The sequence below is a fragment of the Devosia sp. RR2S18 genome (assembly GCF_030177755.1).
In the GTDB taxonomy this organism is placed as follows: Bacteria; Pseudomonadota; Alphaproteobacteria; order Rhizobiales; family Devosiaceae; genus Devosia; species Devosia rhizosphaerae.
Genome location: NZ_CP126539.1, coordinates 96,877 through 119,941, shown reverse-complemented (window position 1 = coordinate 119,941; position 23,065 = coordinate 96,877). Strand labels below are relative to the sequence as shown.

Annotated in this window: 17 protein-coding genes; 6 read left to right on the top strand and 11 right to left on the bottom strand. The window is 64.2% G+C overall.

The window, feature by feature from the left end; genetic code table 11:
- Nucleotides 1–8: 8 nt before the first annotated feature.
- From QOV41_RS00555 to QOV41_RS00530, 6 genes are all read left to right on the top strand, one after another.
- The gene (locus QOV41_RS00555) at nucleotides 9–659 is read left to right on the top strand and encodes a phosphoribosylanthranilate isomerase (protein WP_284578814.1); all 651 of its coding nucleotides are present in this window, start codon (nucleotides 9–11) and stop codon (nucleotides 657–659) included.
- Nucleotides 660–701: 42 nt separating this feature from the next.
- Complete coding sequence (gene trpB / locus QOV41_RS00550; protein ID WP_284578813.1) at nucleotides 702–1,913, top strand: tryptophan synthase subunit beta; 1,212 nt, start codon at nucleotides 702–704, stop codon at nucleotides 1,911–1,913.
- 2 nt (nucleotides 1,914–1,915) lie between these two features.
- A complete protein-coding gene (gene trpA / locus QOV41_RS00545; RefSeq protein ID WP_284578812.1) occupies nucleotides 1,916–2,740 on the top strand; it encodes a tryptophan synthase subunit alpha in 825 nt (274 codons plus the stop codon).
- Nucleotides 2,741–2,845: 105 nt separating this feature from the next.
- Entirely contained in the window at nucleotides 2,846–3,820 is a 975-nt protein-coding gene (gene accD, locus QOV41_RS00540) for an acetyl-CoA carboxylase, carboxyltransferase subunit beta (protein WP_284578810.1), read from the top strand.
- A 108-nt stretch (nucleotides 3,821–3,928) separates the two neighbouring features.
- Nucleotides 3,929–6,424 (top strand): methyl-accepting chemotaxis protein, encoded by a 2,496-nt coding sequence (locus tag QOV41_RS00535; protein ID WP_284578808.1) that lies wholly within the window; start codon nucleotides 3,929–3,931, stop codon nucleotides 6,422–6,424.
- Nucleotides 6,425–6,588: 164 nt separating this feature from the next.
- A complete protein-coding gene (locus QOV41_RS00530) occupies nucleotides 6,589–7,881 on the top strand; it encodes a bifunctional folylpolyglutamate synthase/dihydrofolate synthase (RefSeq protein WP_284578806.1) in 1,293 nt (430 codons plus the stop codon).
- Here the strand turns inward: QOV41_RS00530 and QOV41_RS00525 are convergent.
- From QOV41_RS00525 to QOV41_RS00475, 11 genes are all read right to left on the bottom strand, one after another.
- Entirely contained in the window at nucleotides 7,878–9,548 is a 1,671-nt protein-coding gene (locus QOV41_RS00525; protein WP_284578804.1) for a glycoside hydrolase family 3 protein, read from the bottom strand. The genes QOV41_RS00530 and QOV41_RS00525 overlap by 4 nt on opposite strands.
- A gap of 68 nt (nucleotides 9,549–9,616) precedes the next feature.
- Nucleotides 9,617–9,943 carry a thioredoxin gene (trxA, locus tag QOV41_RS00520; protein ID WP_284578803.1) on the bottom strand — a complete coding sequence of 109 codons (327 nt, stop codon included), beginning with the start codon at nucleotides 9,941–9,943 and terminating at the stop codon, nucleotides 9,617–9,619.
- A 164-nt stretch (nucleotides 9,944–10,107) separates the two neighbouring features.
- Nucleotides 10,108–10,431, bottom strand: coding sequence for a thioredoxin (gene trxA, locus QOV41_RS00515; RefSeq protein WP_284578801.1), 324 nt, complete (start codon nucleotides 10,429–10,431; stop codon nucleotides 10,108–10,110).
- A 78-nt stretch (nucleotides 10,432–10,509) separates the two neighbouring features.
- A complete protein-coding gene (addA, locus tag QOV41_RS00510; protein WP_284578799.1) occupies nucleotides 10,510–13,935 on the bottom strand; it encodes a double-strand break repair helicase AddA in 3,426 nt (1,141 codons plus the stop codon).
- Nucleotides 13,932–16,937: a double-strand break repair protein AddB gene (gene addB, locus QOV41_RS00505; protein WP_284578798.1), complete on the bottom strand. Its 3,006-nt coding sequence runs from the start codon at nucleotides 16,935–16,937 to the stop codon at nucleotides 13,932–13,934. The genes addA and addB overlap by 4 nt, the downstream gene beginning before the upstream one ends.
- Nucleotides 16,934–17,629: a nucleotidyltransferase family protein gene (locus QOV41_RS00500; protein ID WP_284578797.1), complete on the bottom strand. Its 696-nt coding sequence runs from the start codon at nucleotides 17,627–17,629 to the stop codon at nucleotides 16,934–16,936. The genes addB and QOV41_RS00500 overlap by 4 nt, the downstream gene beginning before the upstream one ends.
- A 57-nt stretch (nucleotides 17,630–17,686) precedes the next feature.
- The gene (gene pheT, locus QOV41_RS00495) at nucleotides 17,687–20,107 is read right to left on the bottom strand and encodes a phenylalanine--tRNA ligase subunit beta (protein WP_284578796.1); all 2,421 of its coding nucleotides are present in this window, start codon (nucleotides 20,105–20,107) and stop codon (nucleotides 17,687–17,689) included.
- Nucleotides 20,108–20,133: 26 nt separating this feature from the next.
- Nucleotides 20,134–21,264, bottom strand: coding sequence for a phenylalanine--tRNA ligase subunit alpha (pheS, locus tag QOV41_RS00490; RefSeq protein ID WP_284578795.1), 1,131 nt, complete (start codon nucleotides 21,262–21,264; stop codon nucleotides 20,134–20,136).
- 111 nt (nucleotides 21,265–21,375) lie between these two features.
- Complete coding sequence (gene rplT / locus QOV41_RS00485) at nucleotides 21,376–21,777, bottom strand: 50S ribosomal protein L20 (RefSeq protein ID WP_284578794.1); 402 nt, start codon at nucleotides 21,775–21,777, stop codon at nucleotides 21,376–21,378.
- 19 nt (nucleotides 21,778–21,796) lie between these two features.
- Nucleotides 21,797–21,997, bottom strand: coding sequence for a 50S ribosomal protein L35 (gene rpmI, locus QOV41_RS00480; RefSeq protein WP_284578793.1), 201 nt, complete (start codon nucleotides 21,995–21,997; stop codon nucleotides 21,797–21,799).
- Nucleotides 21,998–22,116: 119 nt separating this feature from the next.
- Nucleotides 22,117–22,974: a glycosyltransferase family 2 protein gene (locus QOV41_RS00475; RefSeq protein WP_284578792.1), complete on the bottom strand. Its 858-nt coding sequence runs from the start codon at nucleotides 22,972–22,974 to the stop codon at nucleotides 22,117–22,119.
- Between the last annotated feature and the right edge of the window lie 91 nt (nucleotides 22,975–23,065).

The window sequence follows — 23,065 nt, the reverse complement described above, 5'->3', positions numbered from 1 at the left end:
GCGTTTCGATGGCCGAGCCAATCGTCGTTAAAATCTGCGGTATCAAAAACCCCGACATCCTCGAAACCGCCATCACGGCCGGTGCCGACATGGTGGGTTTCGTTCATTTCATGCGCTCGCCGCGCCACGCCACCATCGAAGAGATCGGCGATCTGATCTCGGTGGCGCGGGGGCGAGTGCAAACCTGCGTGCTGCTGGTCAATCCCGATAACAGCTGTGTTGCTGAAGTGGCGGCACTGGGGCCCGATTTCATTCAGTTACATGGGCCCGAGACCCCGCATCGGGTGGAAACCATCAGGGCTGAAGCGGGCGTCGAGATCATCAAGGCGCTGCCCATCGGCACGGCCGAAGATGTTGCCCATGTCGCCGACTTCGTCGAAATTGCCGATCGCATTCTGCTGGATGCCAAGCCACCCAAGGGTGCTGATCGGCCCGGCGGGTTGGGTACGGCCTTCGACTGGAACCTGCTCAAGGCGCTTGACCCTTCCATCCCCTTCATGCTTTCCGGAGGCCTGACGCCGGATAATGTCGCCGAGGCGATCCGGGCGGTGCGCCCCTATGGGGTGGATGCCTCTTCAGGCATGGAGACCGCTCCTGGCGTGAAGAACAAGCGGCTGATCGAAGCGTTCGTTCGAAACGTAAGAACAGCAAGCAACTAGACTGCCCCGAGACCTCTCGGAGCATCCGAGAGGACCCGACCGATGGACGGCTTGAATTCCCTGCGCAACGGCCCCGATGAGCATGGCCGCTTCGGCCCTTTCGGTGGCCGCTTCGTCGCTGAAACGCTGATGCCGCTGATCCTTGATCTCGAGCGGCACTATCGCGAGGCCAAGACCGACCCCGAATTTCAGGCCGAACTCTCCGACCTCTCAACCCATTATGCGGGCCGCCCCAGCCCGCTTTACTTCGCCAAGCGGCTGACCGAGCACCTGGGCGGCGCCAAGGTCTGGTTTAAGCGCGAAGAGCTCAACCACACCGGCTCCCACAAAATCAACAATTGCCTGGGTCAGATCCTTCTGGCCAAGCGCATGGGCAAGACGCGCGTCATTGCTGAAACCGGTGCCGGCCAGCACGGCGTCGCCACCGCGACCGTTTGCGCCAAGTTCGATCTGCCCTGCGTTATCTTCATGGGCGCTACCGACGTCGAGCGGCAGATGCCCAACGTGCTGCGCATGAAGATGCTGGGCGCCGAAGTGCGGCCGGTCACCGCGGGCGCCGGCACCCTCAAGGATGCCATGAACGAGGCTCTGCGCGACTGGGTCACCAACGTTGAATCCACCTACTACTTGATCGGCACGGCCGCGGGCCCGCATCCCTATCCCGAGATGGTGCGCGACTTTCAGTCCGTAATCGGCACCGAGCTCAAGGCGCAGTTCAAGGAATCAGAGGGCAAACTGCCCGATGCGGTAGTCGCCTGCGTTGGCGGTGGCTCCAATGCCATCGGCACTTTTCACGCCTTCCTCGATGACCCCGAGGTCAAGATCTATGGCGCCGAAGCGGGTGGCCACGGCATAGATGTCGAGAACGGCCATGCCTCTTCCATGACGGGCGGCCAGCCCGGCGTGCTTCACGGCAACCGCACCTATCTCCTGCAGGATCGCGACGGCCAGATCCTTGAAGGCCACTCCATTTCGGCTGGCCTCGATTATCCCGGCGTCGGTCCGGAGCACGCGTTCCTCCACGACACCAAGCGCGTGACCTATGCGCCCATCACCGACAATGAGGCACTCGAAGCCTTCCAGCTTTGCACCCGCCTTGAGGGCATCATCCCCGCGCTCGAGTCGGCGCATGGTCTGGCGCAGCTGATGAAGGTCGCGCCTACGATGGGTAAGGACGAGGACATCGTGCTCTGCCTCTCCGGCCGCGGCGACAAGGACGTCGAGAGCGTCGGCAAACATCTGGGACTGCTGTAGCCATGACCACGCGTATCGATCAGCGCTTCGCCGAACTCAAGGCGGCGAACCGCCCCGCCCTCGTCACTTTCATCATGGGCGGCGATCCCGATCTGGCTACCGGCCAGGCTATCTTGGAGGCGCTGCCGCAGGCCGGGGCCGACATTATCGAACTCGGCATGCCCTTTTCCGATCCGATGGCTGATGGCGTTGCCATCCAGCTGGGCGGACAGCGCGCCCTGGCTTCGGGGCAAACGCTCACCGGCGTCCTCGGCATGGTCGAGGATTTCCGCCGCAAGGATGAGAGCACGCCGATCGTGCTCATGGGCTACTACAACCCCATCTACATCTTCGGCGTGGATCGCTTCCTCGCCATGGCCAAGGATGCGGGTGTCGATGGGCTCATCATTGTCGACCTGCCACCGGAGGAAGACGAGGAACTTTGCATCCCCGCCCTCAAGGCCGGCCTCAACTTCATTCGCCTGACCACCCCCACCACCGATGACAAGCGCCTGCCGGCCGTGCTCGCTAATACCTCGGGCTTTGTCTACTATGTCTCCATGACCGGTGTGACCGGCGCCGCCATCAAGTCGCGCGGGGCGGTGGGCGAAGCGGTGGAGCGCATCAAGGCGCATACCGAACTTCCCGTCGCCGTCGGCTTCGGCATCAAGACCGCCGACGACGCTGCCGAGATCGGCAAGCACGCCGATGGCATCGTGGTCGGCACTGTTCTTGTCGATGCCGTCGCCAACTCGCTGGACAACGGCAAGGCTACCGATCGCACTGTCAGTGCCGTTCGCGACATCGTTGCTGATCTTGCTCAAGGCGTGAAACGCGCCCGCGGCTGACCCAAAAGGGATGGAGCCGCCGGCTTGGTCCGGCGTTGCACCCCTGATACAATTGCCACAATTGACCCCGAAGATGACGACTAGGTCTCTCGAAAGGCATTCGCCATGAACTGGATCGACAATTTCGTCCGCCCCAAAATCCGCTCCTTTCTGACTCAGAAGCGGGACACGCCGGAAAATCTCTGGGTCAAAGACCCTGAGTCGGGCGAGATGGTGTTCTATCGCGATCTTGAGGCGAACCAGTGGGTGGTGCCCAATTCGGGCTACCACATGAAGATCAAGACGGCGGATCGCCTCAAGACCTTCCTCGATGATGGCCATTACGAGACCGTGCCGGTGCCATCCGTCCCGGTCGATCCGCTCAAATTCCGTGACCAGAAGAAATATGTCGACCGGCTGCGCGAACAGCGCACCAAGACCGGCCAGGAGGACTCGGTCACCGTCGCCACCGGCAAGCTCTATGGCCGCGACATCACCGTGGCCGTTCAGGACTTCGATTTCATGGGTGGTTCGCTCGGCATGGCCGCCGGGCAGGGGATCATCACCGGGCTTGAAACCGCCGTCACGCGCAAGACGCCCTTCGTGCTGTTTGTCGCCTCCGGCGGCGCTCGCATGCAGGAAGGCGTCCTCAGCCTCATGCAGATGCCCCGCACCACCGTGGCCGTGCTGCGCCTCCGCGAGGCGGGTCTGCCCTTCTTTGTCGTGCTCACCAACCCCACCACCGGCGGCGTCACTGCCTCCTACGCCATGCTGGGCGACGTGCACATCGCTGAGCCGGGCGCGATGATCGGCTTTGCCGGCGCCCGCGTCATCGAGCAGACCATTCGCGAAAAGCTCCCCAAGGGCTTCCAGCGCTCCGAATATCTCTATGAGCATGGCATGGTCGATATGGTGGTGCACCGCCACAATCTGCGCCCCACCATCGGTTCGCTCGCCTCCATCCTCACCAAGGGTGACCCGGTGGACGGGCTCAATGCGAGCGCGGACAGCGCCGCTCGGGCGAGCCTGCGTGAGGCCGCCATCGCAGCCGAAGGCGACGACGAAGAGGTCGCTCCACCCGCAGCGGTCCACGCCGAATAGGCGTCTTTACCGCCGCTTAAGGACAACCTGCCTTAATTCAGGGCATAGGCGGCGTGGCATCGGCTTTTTGGAAGCCTGCCGCGCGCGCTGCCTTGTGGGGGGTGTCCTATGCTGAAAATGTCATTGCCGATCGCACGCAAGCTGCCGCTGGCCCTGATTGGGTCGGCCTTGCTGGTGAGTGTCGGTGTGGGTCTGGCGAGCTACATGATTGGCTCGCAGGCTCTGCGCAGTTCCGCCGAAACCAACCTTTCCACCATGGCGAGCGAACGCGCCCGCCAGGTCTCGACCTACCTGCAGTCGGTCGAAGCCGATCTCGCCGCCACCGCACAGTCCGAAGCCACCATTCAGGCGCTGCGTGATTTCGGTTCCGCCTGGATCCAGTTCAAGACCGATCCGACCGCCGAAGTGCGCCGCCTCTACGTCGACGAGAACCCCGACAAGACCAATCTGGCGGCGCTCGAAACGCTGGGCACCACCAACGCCTACGACGTCACCCATACCCGTTTCCATGCCGGCTTCCGCAATCAGCTGGCGGCACGCGGCTATCGCGAACTCTACCTCTTCGATCTCAAAGGTTTTCTGGTCTATACGGTCAACAAGGGCGCCGACTACGGCACGAGCTTTGCCGAGGGTGGCCCATATGCGGCAACGCCTCTGGGCCAGGTGGTGACTCAGGCCCTTGCCTTCGAGACCAAGGAAGAACTGGCTTTCGCCGACTTCGCCCCCTACGAGCCCACCGGCGCGCTGCCGGCGAGCTTTTTTGCCAAGCCTGTCTTCAACGCCCAGGGCCGCAAGATTGGCGTTCTCGCGCTTGAACTCCCCTCCGAGCGGCTAGACGACGTGATCGGCGATCGCACCGGGCTCGGTGAAACGGGTGAAGTCGTCATCGCCGGCAGCGACGGCGTGCTGCGCTCGGACTCCGTGTTCACCGATGGCAATGATGCGCTGGTGACCCCCTTTGCCGGCACCCTCCTCGAAACGGCGCTGGCTGGCACCCCGGCCATCGGCGAGATGTCTGACTACCGGGCCACCGACATGCTGGTGGCCTCGGCCCCCATCGCTACGCGCGGCCAGCCCTGGGCGGCCGTTGCCGTAATGGCCAAGGACGAAGTGCTGGCTCCCGTCGCCAATATGCGCAACATGATGCTGTTGATCGGGGCCGGTCTCCTTGCCATCGTTGCCGCGCTCGGCCTTCTCTTCTCGCGCACCATTACCCGGCCGATCACTCGGCTGACCGGTACCATGGAGACCCTTGCCCAGGGCAATCTCGACGTCGAGGTTCCTGGTGCCGAGCGGACCGACGAGCTGGGCGCAATGGCCCGCACGGTCGAAATCTTCCGCGAGAACGCCCAGAAGATAAACCAGATGACCGAGGCAGAGGCGGCGCAGGTGCTCGCCAACCAGGCCGAACGAGCCAAGATGATGACCTCGTTGCAGCAGGCTTTTGGCGACGTGGTGGATGCCGCCATCGCCGGCGATTTCTCCCGCCGCGTAGATGCGAGCTTCCCCGATGTCGAGCTCAATGCTCTGGCCCGCTCGGTCAACAGCCTCGTGGAAACGGTCGACCGTGGCTTGGGCGAAACGGGCGAGGTGCTCTCGGCGCTCGCCGATACCGACCTCACCCGCCGGGTGCGCGGCGACTATCAGGGAGCCTTCGCGCAACTTAAGGCTGACACCAATGCCGTGGCTGAAAAGCTGGGCGAGATCGTGGGCCAGTTGCGCCAGACCTCCGGTGCCCTCAAGCGCGCCACCGGAGAAATCCTCTCGGGCGCCAACGACCTGTCCGAGCGCACCACCAAGCAGGCCGCCACCATCGAGGAAACCTCCGCTACTGTGGAGCAACTGGCCAGCACCGTCATCGACAACGCCAAAAAGGCCGAAGCCGCCAGCAAGCAGGCCCAGTCGGTCTCCGAGACTGCCGAAGCGGGTGGTCGCGTGATGAACGAGGCGACGGCGGCCATGGACCGGATCACCGCGTCCTCGGCCAAGATTTCCAACATCATCGGCCTCATCGACGATATCGCCTTCCAAACCAATCTCCTGGCCCTCAATGCTTCGGTCGAAGCGGCGCGCGCCGGGGATGCCGGCAAGGGTTTCGCGGTCGTCGCGGTGGAAGTTCGCCGCCTGGCGCAGTCCGCCGCCGGCGCCTCGGCTGACGTCAAGGCGCTGATCGAGCAATCGGCGGGTGAAGTCAGCGGTGGCACGCGCCTGGTGTCGGACGCCGCCGCCAAGCTCACCAGCATGCTCGAAGCCATTCGCGGCAATACCGCAGCGCTCGAGGCGATCGCCAAGGGCAACCGGGAGCAGGCATCCGCTATCGAAGAGGTCAATTCGGCCGTCCGGCAGATGGACGAAATCACGCAGCACAACGCGGCTCTGGTGGAAGAAACCAATGCCGCCATCGAGCAGACCGAGGCCCAGGCCAGCGAGCTCGACCGCATCGTCGAGATCTTCACCATCGACGACAAGCCCGCTGCCGTCACCCCAAAGTCAGCGCCTGCCGAAACCGGCATCCGCGGCATGCAGCAAAAGCTAAAATCAGCCGCCGGCGCTTACCTCACCCGTGGCAACACCGCCGTCGATCCCGACTGGGCCGAGTTCTAAGCCCCTTTCTGCGCCTCACGCCGCTACCGAGTGGCGGCCCACCTCCCCCTTGCAGGGGGAGGCCGGGTGGGGGTAGAGCCACGCACCCCGCGCGCGCCAGCACTCCTTGCCCGCTCACCCGCTTCCGCGCTACGTGAAACACCCGTCAGCCAAGCGCCCCGCCCATGTCCCGCACCGACGCCATCCTTGCCCGCCTCTCTGCCCTCCATCCCAAGCTCATCGATCTCAGCCTGGAGCGCATCGAGCGTCTGCTTGTCGATCTCGGCCATCCCGAAGAGCGCCTGCCGCCCGTCATCCATGTGGCCGGCACTAATGGCAAGGGGTCGACTATCGCTTATCTCCGCGCTTTCCTCGAAGCGGCCGGAAAGCGGGTCCACGTCTACAATTCCCCCCATCTGGTCCGCTTCAACGAGCGCATCCGGCTGGCGGGCACGCTGGTCAGCACCCGCCGGCTGAACCAGGCCCTGGAGCGGGTGGAACAGGTGAATGCGGGCAAGCCGATCACCTTTTTCGAAATCACCACCGCAGCGGCGCTGACACTGTTTGCCGAAACGCCGGCAGACTATCTCCTGCTCGAAACCGGCATGGGCGGCACCTACGACACGACCAACGTGGTGGCCCGGCCCATTGGCGTGGTCATCACCCCGATCGACCTCGACCATCAGGGTTTCCTCGGCAATACCATCGCCGAAATTGCTGTCAGCAAGGCCGGTATCCTCAAGCGCGGCAGCCCCGCCGTGATTGGCTTGCAGCAGCCCGAGGGGCGCGATGTGGTGGACCGGGCCGCGCGGCGCCTTGGCGTCCGGCCCCTTTATCAGGGCGAGGACTTTAATGGTGCCGAGCAGGATGGCCGGCTAGTCTTCCAGGATGAGCAGGGCCTGATTGATCTGCCGCCGCCGGCTTTGCTGGGCGCGCACCAGTTCGACAATGCTGCGCTGGCCATCGCCGCAGTCCGCCATTTCGATCTGCCGGTCGATGCCGCGGCGCTGGAAACTGGTCTGCGGTCGGTCCGTTGGCCAGCCCGGATCACCCCGCTCACGGGCAAGCTAAGTGACCTGCTCCTGCCTGGGGCCGAACTCTGGCTCGATGGCGGTCACAATCCCCATGGCGCCGCCGCCTTAGCGCGCAGCTTCGCCGAACTGAACAAGCGGCGGCACCTGCCGCTGGTGCTGGTTGTCGGCATGATGAACACGCGCGCCCCAGCCGAGTTCCTTGCCCATTTCAAGGGCCTCGCCAATGAGGTGCTGACCGTCACCATTCCGGGCGAGGCCAACGCGCATAAGGCCGTCTATCTTGCCGAGGAGGCGCGCAAGCTCGGGTTTCCCGCACGGCCCATGCGCTCGGTCACTTCCGCGCTCAAATCTGCCGCTACGGTGCCCAGCGCTCGTGTGCTGATCTGTGGCTCGCTTTATCTGGCTGGCGATGTGCTCGCCCGCAACGGCACGCTGCCGGACTAGTAGCGCGTCTGCTCGCTGCCGCAAAAGGGGTCCACCGGGCTGGTGCCGCTGAACGGGCGACGTCCCAGGATTGCCTCCACCACGGCCGCCTGCATCACCTCGCCCGACCCATAGGCATTGATATAGGTGGGCGCTCGCGGCGCATCGTAGAGATAGTAGGGAAAGCCCAGCGAAATCACCAGCGTGGGCACCTGATGCCAATAGCGGCTCATGGCGCCCAGCACCGATCCGGTGAGGGTCCTCCAGTCAAGAAAGATGCGCCCGCGCGTCATCAGCGTCTCTTCGGCGAGAAGATAAAGGACGAGGTCGAACTGGCGCGGATCGGGCGTTGCTCCCGGCTGGCAGATCGTCACCTCGAACCCTTCGTTCTGCAACTGCTGCGGAATGGTGAGGGGGACGGGGTGCGGGGCAAAGGGCAGGATGGCGCCGGTCGAATAGACCAGTACCCGCCGATGCTGCTCGGGCGAGATGGGCAGGAGGTTTGCCGTATCTTTAACCAGCGTCGGCACGCGTGCCATCACCCCCTGCGCAGTGAGATGATTGGCCTCCGTCGCAACAACCGCTGCAGCCTTTGTAAGAGTGGGCGCTGGTTTGAGCTGATGCAGCTCCAAGGCGGCCTTGAGCGCGAGCACGCGGGTTACGGCCTCGTCCAGCCGCTCCTGGCAAAGCCGGCCATCAGCAATAGCATGCACCAGCCGCATCAAATCGGCATCGGGATCGTCGGAAAAGAGGATCACGTCACATCCTGAGATGATGATCTCGGGCAGGGTGACGTCGCGCGGTCCCCAGTCGCCAAGCCCCGCCATGGCGGTGGCGTCCGAAACGATCAACCCATTGAAACCCAGGCGCTCCCGCAGCAGTGTGATATTGAGAGCCTTGCTGATCGACGCCGGCCGGAATGCCTCGGCCCCAGCTTCTGGCTCGAGTTCCCGCACAAAGGCGGGAAACGCGATATGGGCGGACATGATGCTGAGCACGCCCGCCGCAATGGCGCTGCGGTAAAGCCGCCCGAAGCCGGCTTCCCACTCCGTCATGCTCAACGGATTGACGGTCGTCACCAGGTGCTGGTCGCGGTCGTCATAGCCCTCCCCGGGCCAGTGCTTGACCGTTGCCGCGACTCCATGAGCCTGGAAGGCGTCAATCTGCGCCAGCGCGTGACGCTCGATCCGCTCCACATCGCTGCCAAAGGACCGCGTGCCCACAATGGCGCTGCGCCAAGCGGCATTGATATCGATGACTGGCGTGAAGCTCCAATTGAGCCCCACCGCACCGGCCTCCTGCGCCATGATGGTGGAAATGGCGGTGGTCGCCTCGATGTCGTCTACAGCGGCAAGGCCCAGTGGATTGGGCACCTCGGTGCCAAAGGGCAGGCTCATGCGGCTGCCTTCTAGGTCGGCGCTAACCAAAAGCGGGATCGGGCTCTGCTCGTCGAGCGCCCGCACCAGATCGATCTCGGCTTCGAGATCGTCCGAATAGACGCGGGTGATACCGCCCGGCCGGAACCGCTCGACATTTTCCAGCACCGCTCCGGGCTCGCCCCGCGCCAAAAGGACGAAGAGCTGCGCCAGCTTGTCGCGCGGCGCTAGGCTGTCACGTGTTGCGTGCACCCAGGCGATAGCCTCCTCGTCGAGATGAAAGGGCGCGGCGCTGAGATCGAGCTGGGCCATCTGGTCCTCCGGCAGTCGGGCTTGCCCCAAACCTGTAGAGCAATGCGCCGCCCGGGGGAATCGCTGCGCTATGCGGCGGCGTGCGTCTCCAGCCACTTCAGCATCTGCACGCGCGATTGGCCAGCGCCCACCTTGAGGTCAAGCACTTGCCCGTCCTTGAACAGCATGAAGGTGGGCATGGAGCGCACGTTGTACTGGCTGGCGATGGCGGGATTGGCATCCACGTCGAGCTTGACGATCTTGACCGTGCCCGCGAGCTCTTGGCTCAACGCATCAATCGTCGGCTCCATGGCCCGGCAAGGCGCGCACCACTCGGCCCAGAAATCCACCAGAACCGGTGTCGAAGCCGCCAGGACCTCGCTCGCAAAATCTGCATCCGTCACCTGCTGCGCCATGCCACGTCTCCTGCCTATGAGAACAGCGACGCTACATCAGGCCTGCTGACGGTCAAAGACATACAATATCTGGTAGCAAGCGGAGCGGAGAAACCTATTCTCCAAACGGAAACACCGCCGGATCACTCCGACGGTGTTTTCAAAAAATTCTGTCGAGCGCGCGATCAGGCTGCGTGCGACTCGAGCCATTTGGCGAGGCCTGCCTTGGGGGTGCCGGCACCAACCTTCATGTCGGCCGCCTCACCGCCCTTGAACAGGATCATGGTGGGAATGGAGCGGACGCCATATTGAGCAGCGATGCCTGGGTTGTCGTCGACATTGAGCTTGACGATCTTCACCTTGCCGGCGAGCTCGCTGGACAGTTCATCCAGAACGGGGGCGATCGCACGGCAGGGCCCGCACCATTCCGCCCAGAAGTCCACCAGAACGGGTTCTTTGGAGTTGAGGACTTCCTCGCCGAAGGTGGCGTCGGAAACTTGAGTGGTCATTGAGTGTTGCCTTTTGTTTTAAGCGGCGGTCTCTGTGCTCTCCAAGCTGGGAAGAGTCCAGCCTAGGCGCAAGCCGACTCACCGCATGGTGAAGCCCCTGATGTCCTCGGCTAGCATGCTGGCCGGTAGATTCATCAACGATTCCAAATGCGTCCACAGTATCGCCGCACGAACCGGGTGACCGGGGAAGAGCTGACCTGCAACCAACGCATATAATCCGAGCTGGGTCCGATAGTTCCCCGGCACATCGCCCGGCCCCCCGGGCACCGATGCGTCGGATTTGTAGTCGATCACCAACACCCCATGCTCGTCAACCACCACCCGGTCCATGCGCCCGGCCAGCCGGATCGGCTCGCCATTCCGATAGGCATGCACGATGAAGGGTATCTCCGCGCGGCTGGCGGAGCCGAACAGCGGCGCCAGTTCCGGTCGGCTGAGGATCGAGACGGCCTTGGCGCCCAGCCGCTCGTGTGCGTCCGGCAGGTCCGGTAGCAGTGCGTCCAATGCTTTGGGCACCACGGCGGGCCAGAGCGCACGCTCAACCCGCCCCAGATGCTGGAGGAGGGCATGAAGGGCAATGCCCTCCTGCCGCGCCGCACCGGCGTCGCGCACCTGTTCCCCCAGACTGTCGAGCGCCGCCACCCGGGTCACGTGCCCACCGGCTGATGAGGGTGTCACCAGGGGTGGCACATTAGGCTCGGGCACCGGCGTAAAAATCATGGGCTCGGCCGCCAGCGGGACGAGAGCCCCCTCGGTTTTCGCGGGAGCCGGCGCAATGCGCTCGCGCGGATAAATCAGCGCCAGCGCGTTGCCATCGGCGTCCGCCACCACTTCCGCGTCCCCGCGCAGGGCCGTGTCCACCGCCTCGTACCAACTGCCCTCGAGCTTGCCGGTCTGCGAGAGGCAGCCGGTAACATAAAGTTCGTCCTCCGCCCGCGTCATGGCGACATAGAGTTTACGCCAATATTCCTGCAGCAGCTTCTCGTCGACTTTCTGCTTGATGGGCAGCGTCTCGTCAGTGTGGAGCTTGGCCGAGGAGGCGTGGATCAGCACCGGATCCTCCCCGTCACGCACATAGACGGCCTTGCCGGTCTGCCCGGCGCTGGGCTTGCTGGCGGCATCGGCGAGGATCACGATGGGCGCTTCGAGGCCCTTGGCGCCATGCACGGTCATCACGCGGACGCCCGCATTGGCTTCGGTCAGTTCGCGCTTGATGGTGACATGGCGGCCGCGCATCTCGGCGACGAAGCCCTGCAGCGAAGGCTGCGCGCGCTGCTCATGGGTCAGCGCCAGCTCCAGCAATTCTGCAAACACCTCGTCCACCTCCTCGCCCAGCCGGGCATGGAAGCGCTTGAGCCCGCCTTCGGCATAAAGCACCTGGGCAACAAATTCGAAGGGCCGCTCGAAATCGAGCTCACTCCGCCAGCGCGCGAGCCGCGCGAAAGCCTCGCGGCAATTGGGCGCCGGACACTCTTCCATCGCCGACCACAGCGTCTGCCCCTGGGCGCGGGGCTGTGCCAGGGCAAAGAGATCGTCCTCATCCACGTCGAACAGGGGCGAGCGCAGAAGCGCAGCCAGCTGCAGGTCGTCGGCCGGGTTGAGCAGCACGTCGCACAGTGCCAACAAATCCATGACACCGATATGGCTGGTCACCCCCAGCCGGTCCGCTCCCGGTGTCGGCAGGCCTGCGCGGCGCAGCGCCCGGATGATTTCGCCGAACAGGACACCACGCGACTGCACGAGGATCAGCACGTCCTCGGCGCGCACCATCCGTCCGCGGCCCGTCAGCGGTCGCTTGCCGACCCAGCCGACAATTTCCCCCGCAATGCGTTCCGCCACCTGCCGCGATGCCGAGCGCTCCGCCTCGACCGGCTCCTTGGGCCATTCGGTGGTGTCGCCAACCACTCTTTGCTGCTGGATGGGCGGCCACAGCGTCACGCTGCCCCCGCCGGTGGGGCGCGCCGTATCGTGGAAGACCTTTCCCTGGGACAGGAGCGCATTGCCCATGCCCGGCAGGTCGCTGACCAGGTCCACCGCCTTGAGAATCTCGGGCAGGGTACGGAAGCTGGTGTGGAGCGGCACCGGCTCGAATGGGATGTCGGTTTCGCTGGCGCGACGGCTGAAGTGCTCGCCGGTTGCCGCAAACAGCTCCGGCTCGGCGCCTTGAAACGAGTAGATCGACTGCTTCTGGTCACCCACGGCGAAAAGCGAGCGCGGCCGGCTGGCGCCCCCAGCCCCGGCGAAGAACTCTTCGGCAATGGCCGTCACCACGCGCCACTGCTCGCGGTTGGTATCCTGCGATTCATCCACCAGGATGTGGTCGATAGCCGTATCGAGCTTGTATTGCACCCATGGACCCACCGAGCGGTCGGCAAACAAATCCCCCAGCCGCTCCACGAGGTCATCGAAGTCGAGCAGCGAGCGCGCTCGCTTCTGCGCCTCGTAGCGGGCCGAAATGGTCGCGACCACATCGAGGAGCGCTTCGCTGCGCTCGATCAGGAGGGCTTTGCGCCGCTCGGCCGCCAGAGCCTGGAGGCGTTCAGCCTCGGCAAGGAGCATATCGGCAAGGTCCGGGTCGCTCTCGCAGATTTTCTTGGCGGGAAAGCCACGAGCCGGCACCGTTTCCTTTTCGGTGAGGAAGGCGCGCTGCCAGCTTGCGGCAAGCGGCGCCCGTTCGTTGAACTGCGCCAACTTGTCCTCCAGGCGGCTGGCGCCGGTTGGCGGGCAGATCGCGTGGAGGCGCTCGATTTCACGCGCGCCCACCAGTCGTTCGTTCAGCACGGCCTCGTTGATGGCCGCGCTCCCGCGGAAATTGCCGGCACCCACCAGCTTGCGCAGATTGGCCTTGGCGCGTCGGGGATCGGCCAGCACCGTCTCGAGCTTGCGGCCCTCACCCAGGGCCGCATCGATGGCGCTGGTGATCTGGTGGTCGCTCAAGAGGTCAAACAGCGTCACGATCGCTTCAGCGGGCCCCTCACCGCGCAAGCCTTCCGCCAGCACGGCCTCCCGCACCGCCAGCATCATCTGGTTGCGCTCTTCCTCCTCGATCACGGTGAAGTCGAACGGCACCCCCGCTTCCAGCGGAAAGCGGTGCAGCACCGATTCGCAGAACGCGTGGATGGTGACGATCTTGAGCCCACCGGGCGTCTCCAGCGCCTTGGCAAAGAGCGTCCGCGCCCGCTCCACGAGCCCGGGATGGAATGCCGAGCCCTCAAGAGCGCGCAACTCGGCGACAAGTGCCCCCTCCTCGGCCACCGCCCAGCGCGCCAGTTCGCCTGCAACCCGGCGCCGCATCTCGGCGGCGGCCGCCTTGGTATAGGTGAGGCAAAGAATGGACTGCGGGGCGACCCCGGTGAGAAGGAGGCGCAAGACGCGCCGCGTCAACACATAGGTCTTGCCTGAGCCGGCATTCGCCGACACCCAGATGGAAAGACCAGGGTTTGCCGCCTTGGACTGGTTTGCCTGGGTCTCGGGCGTGATCCGGGGCTCGCCGCGCTCGCTCACTCCCCGTCCTCCCCCTCGACTATGGTCCATTCCGCGACGCGCGCTAGATGGTCATAGGCGCCGGCGAAGCGCTGTCCCGGCAGCGGCAACAGACGCGCTGCCATGGGCGTGTCACGGAACAGAAAGCAGTCCACATGCGCCTGCATGCGGCGGGTAATCTCGTCAGCCGCACTCATGATGTCGTGCGTGTCGGGAGGGGTAAACCCTTTTTCGGCGAAGGCCTCGGGCCCCAAGCCGATCTTGATATAGGTAAGGGCCGAACTGGCCACCGCCGGCACCCCGGTGAGCCCGCCCGCCTGCGCCATCTGTGCTTCGAGCAGCAATTGCGGCACCTCGAACGCTTTCATCGCGCCAGGCGTGGGCGGCGTTCCGGTCTTGAAGTCGATGATTTCAAGCGTGCCATCGACGAGTTCATCCACGCGGTCAGCGCGCCCCTTGAGGGTAAAGCCCATGGGCAGATCCCAATTGCCATCGATCTCGGCATGGCGCATGCGGACGCGATCGTCGCGGCTGCGCTCATAGGTAAGGAACTGCCGGGCCGCCGTTTCGAAGCGCCGCAGCCAGATGTCGCGGCGCTCACCAATGGCGTCGAGGCCGCTGAACTTGTCCTTGGCAATGGCACAAAGGACTTCGAAGGCATCCTCTGCCCAGAGGTCATGCCCTTCGATGACGAACGCCGCGAAGATGTCGTGAATGATGGTCCCGCGCTCGCGCGCATCGGGGGTATCGCCGAGCGGGTCGAGCGGCTTGAGCTTCAGGACATGCTTGGCATAGACGTCGTAGGGCGAGCGCATCAGCGTCTCGATCTCTGTCACCGACAAGGTCCGGGGCCGCAGATCGGCCGGCGGATTGGGGAGGGGGCGCTCGGCCGCGCGGGCGGTCGCCACGGCATCCACGCGCCGTGCCTGCTCGATCCAAATGCGTCCACGCTGCTCCCAGGCTCGGGCAGCATCGGCACCGGCAAAAGCTTCGAGCCGCTGCACCAGCCGCGAGGGACTGGCAGGACTGGCCCCCACCCGCTCGGCATAGGCGATGATGACATTGCGATTGCCCAGCCCCTGCGCGAAGTCGTGGGCGGCAAGGCCCTGCCGGCGCTCGGGGGGCTCGAGCCCCGCCGCAAGCCGCATGCCCCGGCTGAGCCACGGACCTGGGTCGGCCGCTTCGGGCCAGATATCCTCGTTGAGGCCAGCCAGGATCAGGAAATCGGGATGCTGCAACCGCGCTTCGAGCTGGCCCCAGATGGCGATATCGCCGCGCCGTTCCTCGCGCGTGGGCACCTGAAAGCCCTGCATCAGGGCCGAGAGCACGCCTTCGAGCTGGCGGGGCGCGAAGCGATGGCCACCCATGCCATGGGTGCTGAGTTCGCCAGTCCAGCGTTCCAATTCGCTGCGGCCCGGGATTTTGGCGCCCTCGGCGATGGCGTCGAAAGCAGAGCAGAGGCAATCGGCCAGTTGCCCGGCTGTCACCATTGGCTCGCCGAAGAGCCGGACCAGCGGTGCAATTGCGCTCTCCACCCGGCTCAGGAATGCGGCAATGGCTTCCCCTTCGGAGGGGCTCAGCCGGCGGGCTGGATATTTGTTGGACCGGTCGAGATTGGCGCCGAGCAACTGCCGCAGCCCCTCGATCCCCGCATTGGGCCGCTGCCCACGCAGCAGGCCAAGTTCGATATCATCCGCCAGCCTGGCGATGGCGACGCGTTCGAGGCCGAACCGGACCGCGCGATTGCGCAGGAGAGCCATCAAATCCACGGCCGCGCAGCCATTTACCCCCAGCGCCAGGATCTGGCGCACCAGCCGCCCAGCGGGGGACTGGAACAGCGGCACGCCGGCTGCATCGTCCACGACGATCTCGAAACGCTTGAGTTCGGCCGCGATGCGTCGCGCCAGATTGCGATCCGGCGTGACGATCCCGACTGTCTCGCCCTCCGCCAATCGTGCCCGCGCTGCAAGCGCAATGGCGCGCGCCTCCTCGTCCTCGGTGCGTGCCCGCATCACGGCGAGGCCGCTCGAGGCTTCCGCCAGCTCACCCGCGCTTAGCCGGTTGCGCGACCACGATGCCGTATCCTTGGTGAGCGCCAGGGCATGGTTGACGAGCCGGGTTCGGGGCGTCGGCCCGTCGGCCAGCTCGATCACCGAGCCCACGGTAGCGCCCAGCCGGCGCAGGAGCTTGGCCAGGCCATATTGGGGGTGGCCATGGGGATTGTTCTCATCGCGCAGGAGGGCGGCATGATCATCCTGGCTCATGCTCATATTGAGTCCGGGCAGCACTACGGCACCACGCGGCAGCGCATTGATGGCCTTGAGCAGCCGCGCCGTTGCTGGAATAGAGCCGGTGGAGCCGGCTGCGATCACCGGACGGTCGCCATAGACCAGCGGTGCCGCCAGTGCCTGCCGATCTAGCCGCTGCCGGCGCAGGGTCGAGGTGTCCGCCTTGCCCATTGCCGCCAACCGCTCCGGCCAGAACTGGAGAGCGATTTCGAGGAATTTGAGCGTCTGCTGCCAATAGGCGCCGAGATGGGCTTCCAGATCACCCGCCAATGCCCGAACGTCTGTCGCTGTCCGCTCCTCTGTTTCAAGATCGTCGATAAGGCCGCCCAGCGACTCGGCCATAAAAAAAATCTCTCCGGCCGTTGGTGGTGTGGCGAAGGCTTGTGCACCCGCCGGGGTCCGTGCCCAGGCCGCCACCAATTCGGACAGGGCCAACCGTCGCTCGAGCGCGCTGGCTACCGGCAGCGTTGTCGGCGCGTCATAGGGCGGCAGGAAAGGCTCTTCGTCTTCAGCTTCGCCCCCGAAGGTGCGAATGTCCGGCAACAGTCCGCCACCCAGCTGCAGGAAGGCATCGGCCAGCGCCAGCCGCGCGCGGCGCGTCGGAACAATGATCGTTACGTCACTCAGCCAAAAGGGATTGTCGCGTCCCCATCCATTGAGGAGCGTCCCATCGCTCACCTTTTCGGCCAATGTGCGCAGAAAGGTCGAATGGGGCGCAATGGAGAAGACGGTCATTGCGCAAGCCGCCGTTCGGCCTCGGCCAATCCCCCTGGGTCTCCGACGTGATACCATGGCGCATCGAGCGCAACGCCATAGAGGGTCTCTGCCTCGAGGCACCGCTCGAACAGAAGGTTGAGCGAGAACGGTCCGTCGGGCGTGTCCTCGAACAGCACCCGGCCCATCAGCGCCACGCCGCCATAAATCACCGGCGCCCCATAGTCCCGCGTCACTCGCCCATCGGGTGCCAAGCAGAAATCATGGCTCCGGGCGAATCCGGAAGCGTCGCGCGGATGCACGCAAAGCAGCACCATTGCTGCGCTTTTGCGGTGAAACTGTTCAACAGTCCGCTGTAGCGGCGCGTCGCTTCCTGCGGGCCAGAAAGCGTCGGTATTCATGACGAAGAACGGGTCGGAATGGAGCATTGGCAGCGCCCGCTTCACCCCGCCGCCGGTATCGAGCAGTTCCTCTTCCCGGCTGACTTTCAGCAAGCCGCCGAAGTGAGCAAGTATCTGATCGGCGTGGTAGAAGGCGTTCGCAACGAAGCGCTTGGCGCCCTCTGCGCGGGCATTTGCCATCACCCGCTCGATCAGCGGCACACCCGCAACGGGCACTAGCGGTTTGGGCATCGTCTCGGTAATCGGCCGCAGGCGCGTACCAAGTCCTGCCGCAAGCAGCATCACGTCGGGGAATCGGCTGGTGTCCGTCATGTCCGGATATGAGCGGTCCGCGCGGCCGGTGTAAAGGCCAGCCGCGCGGCGCCTGTCTTAAGCGCGGAGCACCCCGCCCGTTGTCTTGGTGACCGCCGCGACAATGGCGCCCGAGACCTTCTCGATCTCCTCCTCCGTCAGCGTTTTGTCCTTGGGCTGCAACGTCACCTCGATCGCCACTGACTTCTTGCCTTCCCCAACATGGCTGCCTTCAAACACGTCGAAGACACTGACATCGCGGATCAAATTCTTGTCGGCACCCCGCGCCGCGCGGAGGATGGTCGCGGCCTGTACCGAACGATCCACCACGAAAGCGAAGTCGCGGCTCAACGGCATGAGCGCCGAAAAATCGAGCGCCGGCTTTGTTTTCGTTGGTTTTCTCCGTGGTTCTGGCAGGGCGTCGAGATCAAGCTCGAACGCCGCAACCGGCCCCTCGATGTCCAGTTCGGCCGCCCAGGCGGGATGCAATTCGCCAAACCAGGCAAGAGTTTTGGGCCCCTGCGCGACGCGGCCACCGCGGCCAGGGTGGCTCCAGGGCGCCGGTTCGGCAAGGATCTGCACCTTGTCGATATCGTAGCCCATGGCATCCAGCAGTGCCCCGAGGTCGGCCTTGGCATCAAAGACGCCGACCGGCTCAGCCTTGCCCGACCAGTGCCGACCGGCGCCGGAGGTTTTAGCCGTTCCGGTGCGGATGCCAGTGGCGTAGGTGTGCTGTCCTTCAGGAGAATCCGAGAGGAAAACCTGGCCGACTTCGAATAGCGCCAGGTCGGCATTGCCGCGATTGGCATTGCGCTTGGCGGCAGCCAAAAGCCCGGGCAGCAAGGAGGGACGCATGTCCGTCATGTCCGAAGCAATGGCGTTGGCGAGCTGCAATGCCTCACTTCCGCCACCAAACTGAACGGCTTCTGCATGCGAGATAAAGGACCAGGTGACCGCTTCGTCCAGCCCCCGCGCGGCCAGAGTGCGGCGGGCGATGCGGCGGCGGTTCTGGATCGTGGTCAACATCCGAGGCGCTACATGGCTGAGGCGCGGCAAGGGCTCCACGGGAACCTTGTCGACACCCACCATGCGCATGACCTCCTCGACGAGATCGGCCTTTTGCGTCACGTCGGGGCGCCAGCTCGGCACCTTGACGGTGAGCGTATCGCCCATGCCGCTGCACGCAAAGCCCAGACGTGAAAGAATGGCGATAACTTCCGAGGAGGGCACGTGCAGCCCGGTGAGACGGTTGACCTCGGTGATCGGAAACTCGATCTGGGTGTCGGGGAACACATCCTCGCCTGAAAAGACAGGCTCCATCGGCTCACCGCCACAAAGTTCGAGGACGAGCCGCGTGGCCAGTTCCAGACCCGGTTCGGTCAATGCTGGGTCGACGGAGCGCTCGAGCCGATAGCGGGCGTCCGAGACGATGCCCGTCTTGCGGCCGGTCTTAGCCACGAGCTCGGGGTCCCAGCTGGCGCATTCCATGAAGACGTTGACCGTGGCGTCGGTGCAGCCGGAGCGCTCGCCACCCATGATGCCGCCCAGGCACAACGGCCCACGATCATCGGCAATGACCGTCATGGTCTCGTCGAGCGGGTGGAGCTTGTTGTCGAGACCATCGAGCGCTTCCCCCGGGCGTGCATTGCGCAGCACCGGTTGGCCCTCAATCTTGTCGGCATCATAGGCGTGGAGGGGACGGCCCCAGCCGAGCGACACCCAATTGGTGATGTCCACGACCTTGTTGATGGGCCGCAGGCCTACCGCCCGCAGACGCTGCTGCAGCCAATCGGGAGACGGTCCATTCTGGATGTTGCCAATCAGCCGGCCGCCGAACTTGCGCGCGGTCTTGGGCTCGTCAGGGCCGAACTGCTGCGGCAGCGGCGCAATGGGGCTGGGTCCCTTGGAAGAGACCGGCGACATGTCGGTCGCCTTTAACGTGCCGAGGCCGAAGGCCGCAAGATCCCGCGCGATCCCATAGACGCCCGTTGCGTCACCGCGATTGGGGGTGATGGAGATATCGAAGACCACACCGATAATGCCGGCGTAGCTTACATACTTCTCCCCGACCGGCGCGTCCTCGGGCAGCTCGATGATGCCGTCATGGTCATTGGAGATCTCGAGCTCGGCGGCCGAGCAGAGCATGCCGTTGGACACCTGGCCACGGATATTGCCCTTGCCGATGGTCATGTCCTTGCCCGGAATATAGGTGCCGGGGAAGGCGAATACGCTTTTGAGCCCGGTACGGGCGTTGGGCGCGCCGCAGACCACGTCGATCAGTTCGCCAGTGCCCGCGTCCACCTTGCAGACCCGCAGCTTGTCGGCATTGGGGTGCTGCTCAGCCGAGACGATGTGAGCCGTAACGAAGGCGGACAGGGCCTTGCCCTGATCTTCCATTCCTTCGAGCTCGAGCCCGATCATGGTCAGCGCCTGGCCGATCTCCTCGGCCGAGGCAGTGGTGTCGAGGTGCTCCTTGAGCCAGTCGAGTGTGAATTTCATCTGTTGTGCCTAATGTCCGGTCTGGCTCAGCTGGAAAGTCCGCCGAAGAGCGTCGGCAGGTCGAGCGGGCGGAAACCGTAATGGTCGAGCCAGCGCTTATCGGCGTCAAAAAAGGCGCGCAAATCCGGCATGCCATATTTCAGCATGGCGAGGCGGTCGATGCCCATGCCCCAGGCAAAGCCCTGATAGACATCAGGGTCGAGGCCGGCATTGCGAATGACATTGGGGTGCACCATGCCGCAGCCCAGGATTTCGAGCCAATCCTGGCCCTCGCCGATCTTCACCTCGGAACCAGAGCGGTCGCACTGCACGTCCACTTCCATGGAAGGTTCGGTGAAGGGAAAGAAGCTGGGCCGGAAACGCAAGGTGACGTCAGGCACCTCGAAATAGGCTTTGAGGAACTCTTCCAGCACCCAGCGCAGCTGGCCGATATGGCTGGATTTGTCGATCACCAGCCCCTCTACCTGGTGGAACATGGGAGTGTGCGTCTGGTCGCTGTCATTGCGATAGGTGCGGCCGGGAATGACCACCCGGATCGGGGGATCCATGGGCGGTGTGATGTAGCTGGCCGCAGGCTTCTCATTGCTGCGTTGCATGACGCGCACCTGCACCGGGGAAGTATGGGTGCGCAGCACCTTCTTGGCCCCGTCGGCGCCAGGTTTCATGAAGAAGGTGTCATGCATCTCCCGGGCTGGATGGCCCTCTGGGAAGTTCAGCGCAGTGAAGTTGAAGTAGTCGGTCTCGATATCGGGCCCTTCGGCGATCGAGAAGCCCATGTCTGAGAAGATCGCGGTGATCTCGTCCATGGTCTGGCTGATGGGGTGGATGCGACCCCGGGCGGTCGGCGCCTGCTGCAGGGGCAGCGTGATATCCACCGTCTCGGCTTCGAGCCTCGCCGCGAGCGCCTTGGCCTCGAGCGCCTGGCTCTTGGCTTCGACCAGCTCCGAAATCTCGACCTTGAGGCCGTTGATGGCGGGGCCTGCGGTCTTGCGCTCTTCGGGCGCCATGCTGCCAAGGCTTGCAAGCAGTGCCGAGACACTGCCTTTCTTGCCCAGGGCAGACACGCGCACGGCGTCGAGTGCTGTTTCATCAGCGGCATTGGCTATCGCGGCCGAAAGCTCGGCGCGCAGGGTATCGATCTGACTATCGAGAGACATCAACAAGGCTTCCGGATTTGCTGGGGGCGTTAGACCAAAACAAAACGCCCCGCGCTAGCCCTGATCGGGTAGCGCAAGGCGTCGAATTTGCCTCAACGAAGCTGGGGAGTGTTAGGCGGTGACGCGCTCGTGGGTCGTCTTGTCGACGCCTTCGAGGTAAGCCAACGCAGCCTTGGCCTTGACGACCAGCGCGGCGAACGCTTCAGGCTGGGTGATCGCGAGATCGCTCAGCACCTTGCGGTCAACGGCAACATCAGCCTTGCTGAGGCCGTCGATAAATCGGCCATAGGTCAGGCCGTGGTCCCGGACAGCGGCATTGATGCGCTGAATCCATAGAGCGCGGAAGTTGCGCTTTTTGACGCGACGGTCGCGATACGCGTACTGGCCAGCCTTTTCGACGGCCTGCTTGGCGATGCGGATCGTGGACTTGCGACGGCCGTAATAGCCTTCGGCGGCCTTCAAGACCTTCTTGTGACGAGCGTGGGCGGTTACGCCTCTCTTAACGCGTGCCATATCTCAGCTTCCCTTCGCGTTAGCGGTTGTACGGCATGTACCACTTGACCAGGTTCTCATCACCCTTGGAGAGAATCTTGGTGCCGCGGTTCGTGCGAATGTACTTGGCGTTGTGGCTGATCAGGCGGTGGCGCTTGCCGGCGACGCCGGCCTTCACCTTGCCCGTGGCGGTGAAGCTAAACCGCTTCTTGGCGCCGGACTTGGTCTTCATCTTTGGCATTTTGCGGGTCCTTGTCGTAAGTCGGATGGATTTTAAGGCCCATCGCATTCAAAGACCGCCACGGCATGCCTTTTGGCCGGGCGATCCGGAGAAGCCGGCTCTATAGGGTGAAACGGCGCCTATGGCAAGGGCTCACGCGCCTCCAGCAGCATCGGTTCGAGATGGTCTTCAAAGAGCAAGCCGGGGTGGGCGGCCAATGCCGCTTCATATTGAGCCTCGGCTTCCAGCGAGACGCGGAGAAAGGCAGCGACGCCCTCACCGTCCTCATCCCGGAGGCCTTCGTAATAGCCACTTTCCAGGCGCCGGAGCAGCGTTGTTTTGGAGGCAACCATGCCGGCGGCGACATTCTTGCCGTTGCTCATCGAGCCCGACCGCTTCACGTAGTCATGCAGCGGCTCGCCCAGGTGGAACGAGGTGCGGCTGGTCCGGAAGAGCTGGAGGAGGAATTCCAGGTCCGTCATGTTGCTCATGGTTGGATCGTAGCGGCCGTTAGCGCGGCGCCGATCCCACACGATCATGGAGTCCATCGAGAGGTTCACCCATTTGTGCGCACTGGACCCCAGAACCCGATCCGGTCCCCGGCCGACATAGCGCAGGTGGGCAAGTTGCTCGCTCATCACGTCCAGGGCGGTGCTGACGATCGGGTGCTCGGCGAGCGCTGGAACTGCCCGTTCCAGCTTATTCGGTTTGAACCGATCGTCGGCATCGAGAATGGCTGCATAAGGGGTGGTGATCGCAGCAAGCGCCACATTTCTTGCCGCCGACGCGCCTCGACCCAGGCCGCCGCTGGCGAGAAATCGAAGCCGCGGGTCCACAAGTCCGGCGCTCCCCAGCAATGCCTCGTAATCCTGGCCGTCATCGGCAATGAGCCAGAGCTGCCAGTGCGGGTAGGTCTGGTTGAGCACGCTTTGCACCGTGCTTGCGATGGTCTTCTCGGCCCCAAACGCCGGGGTAATGATGGCAATTGTCTGGTCCATGCGCCGTCTCCCGGACCACTTGAAGCACGGGGCCCGCTGCCCCATATCTCGCTTGGGCGCTCGATGCCAAGCTTTCGGGTCGGCGCCGATA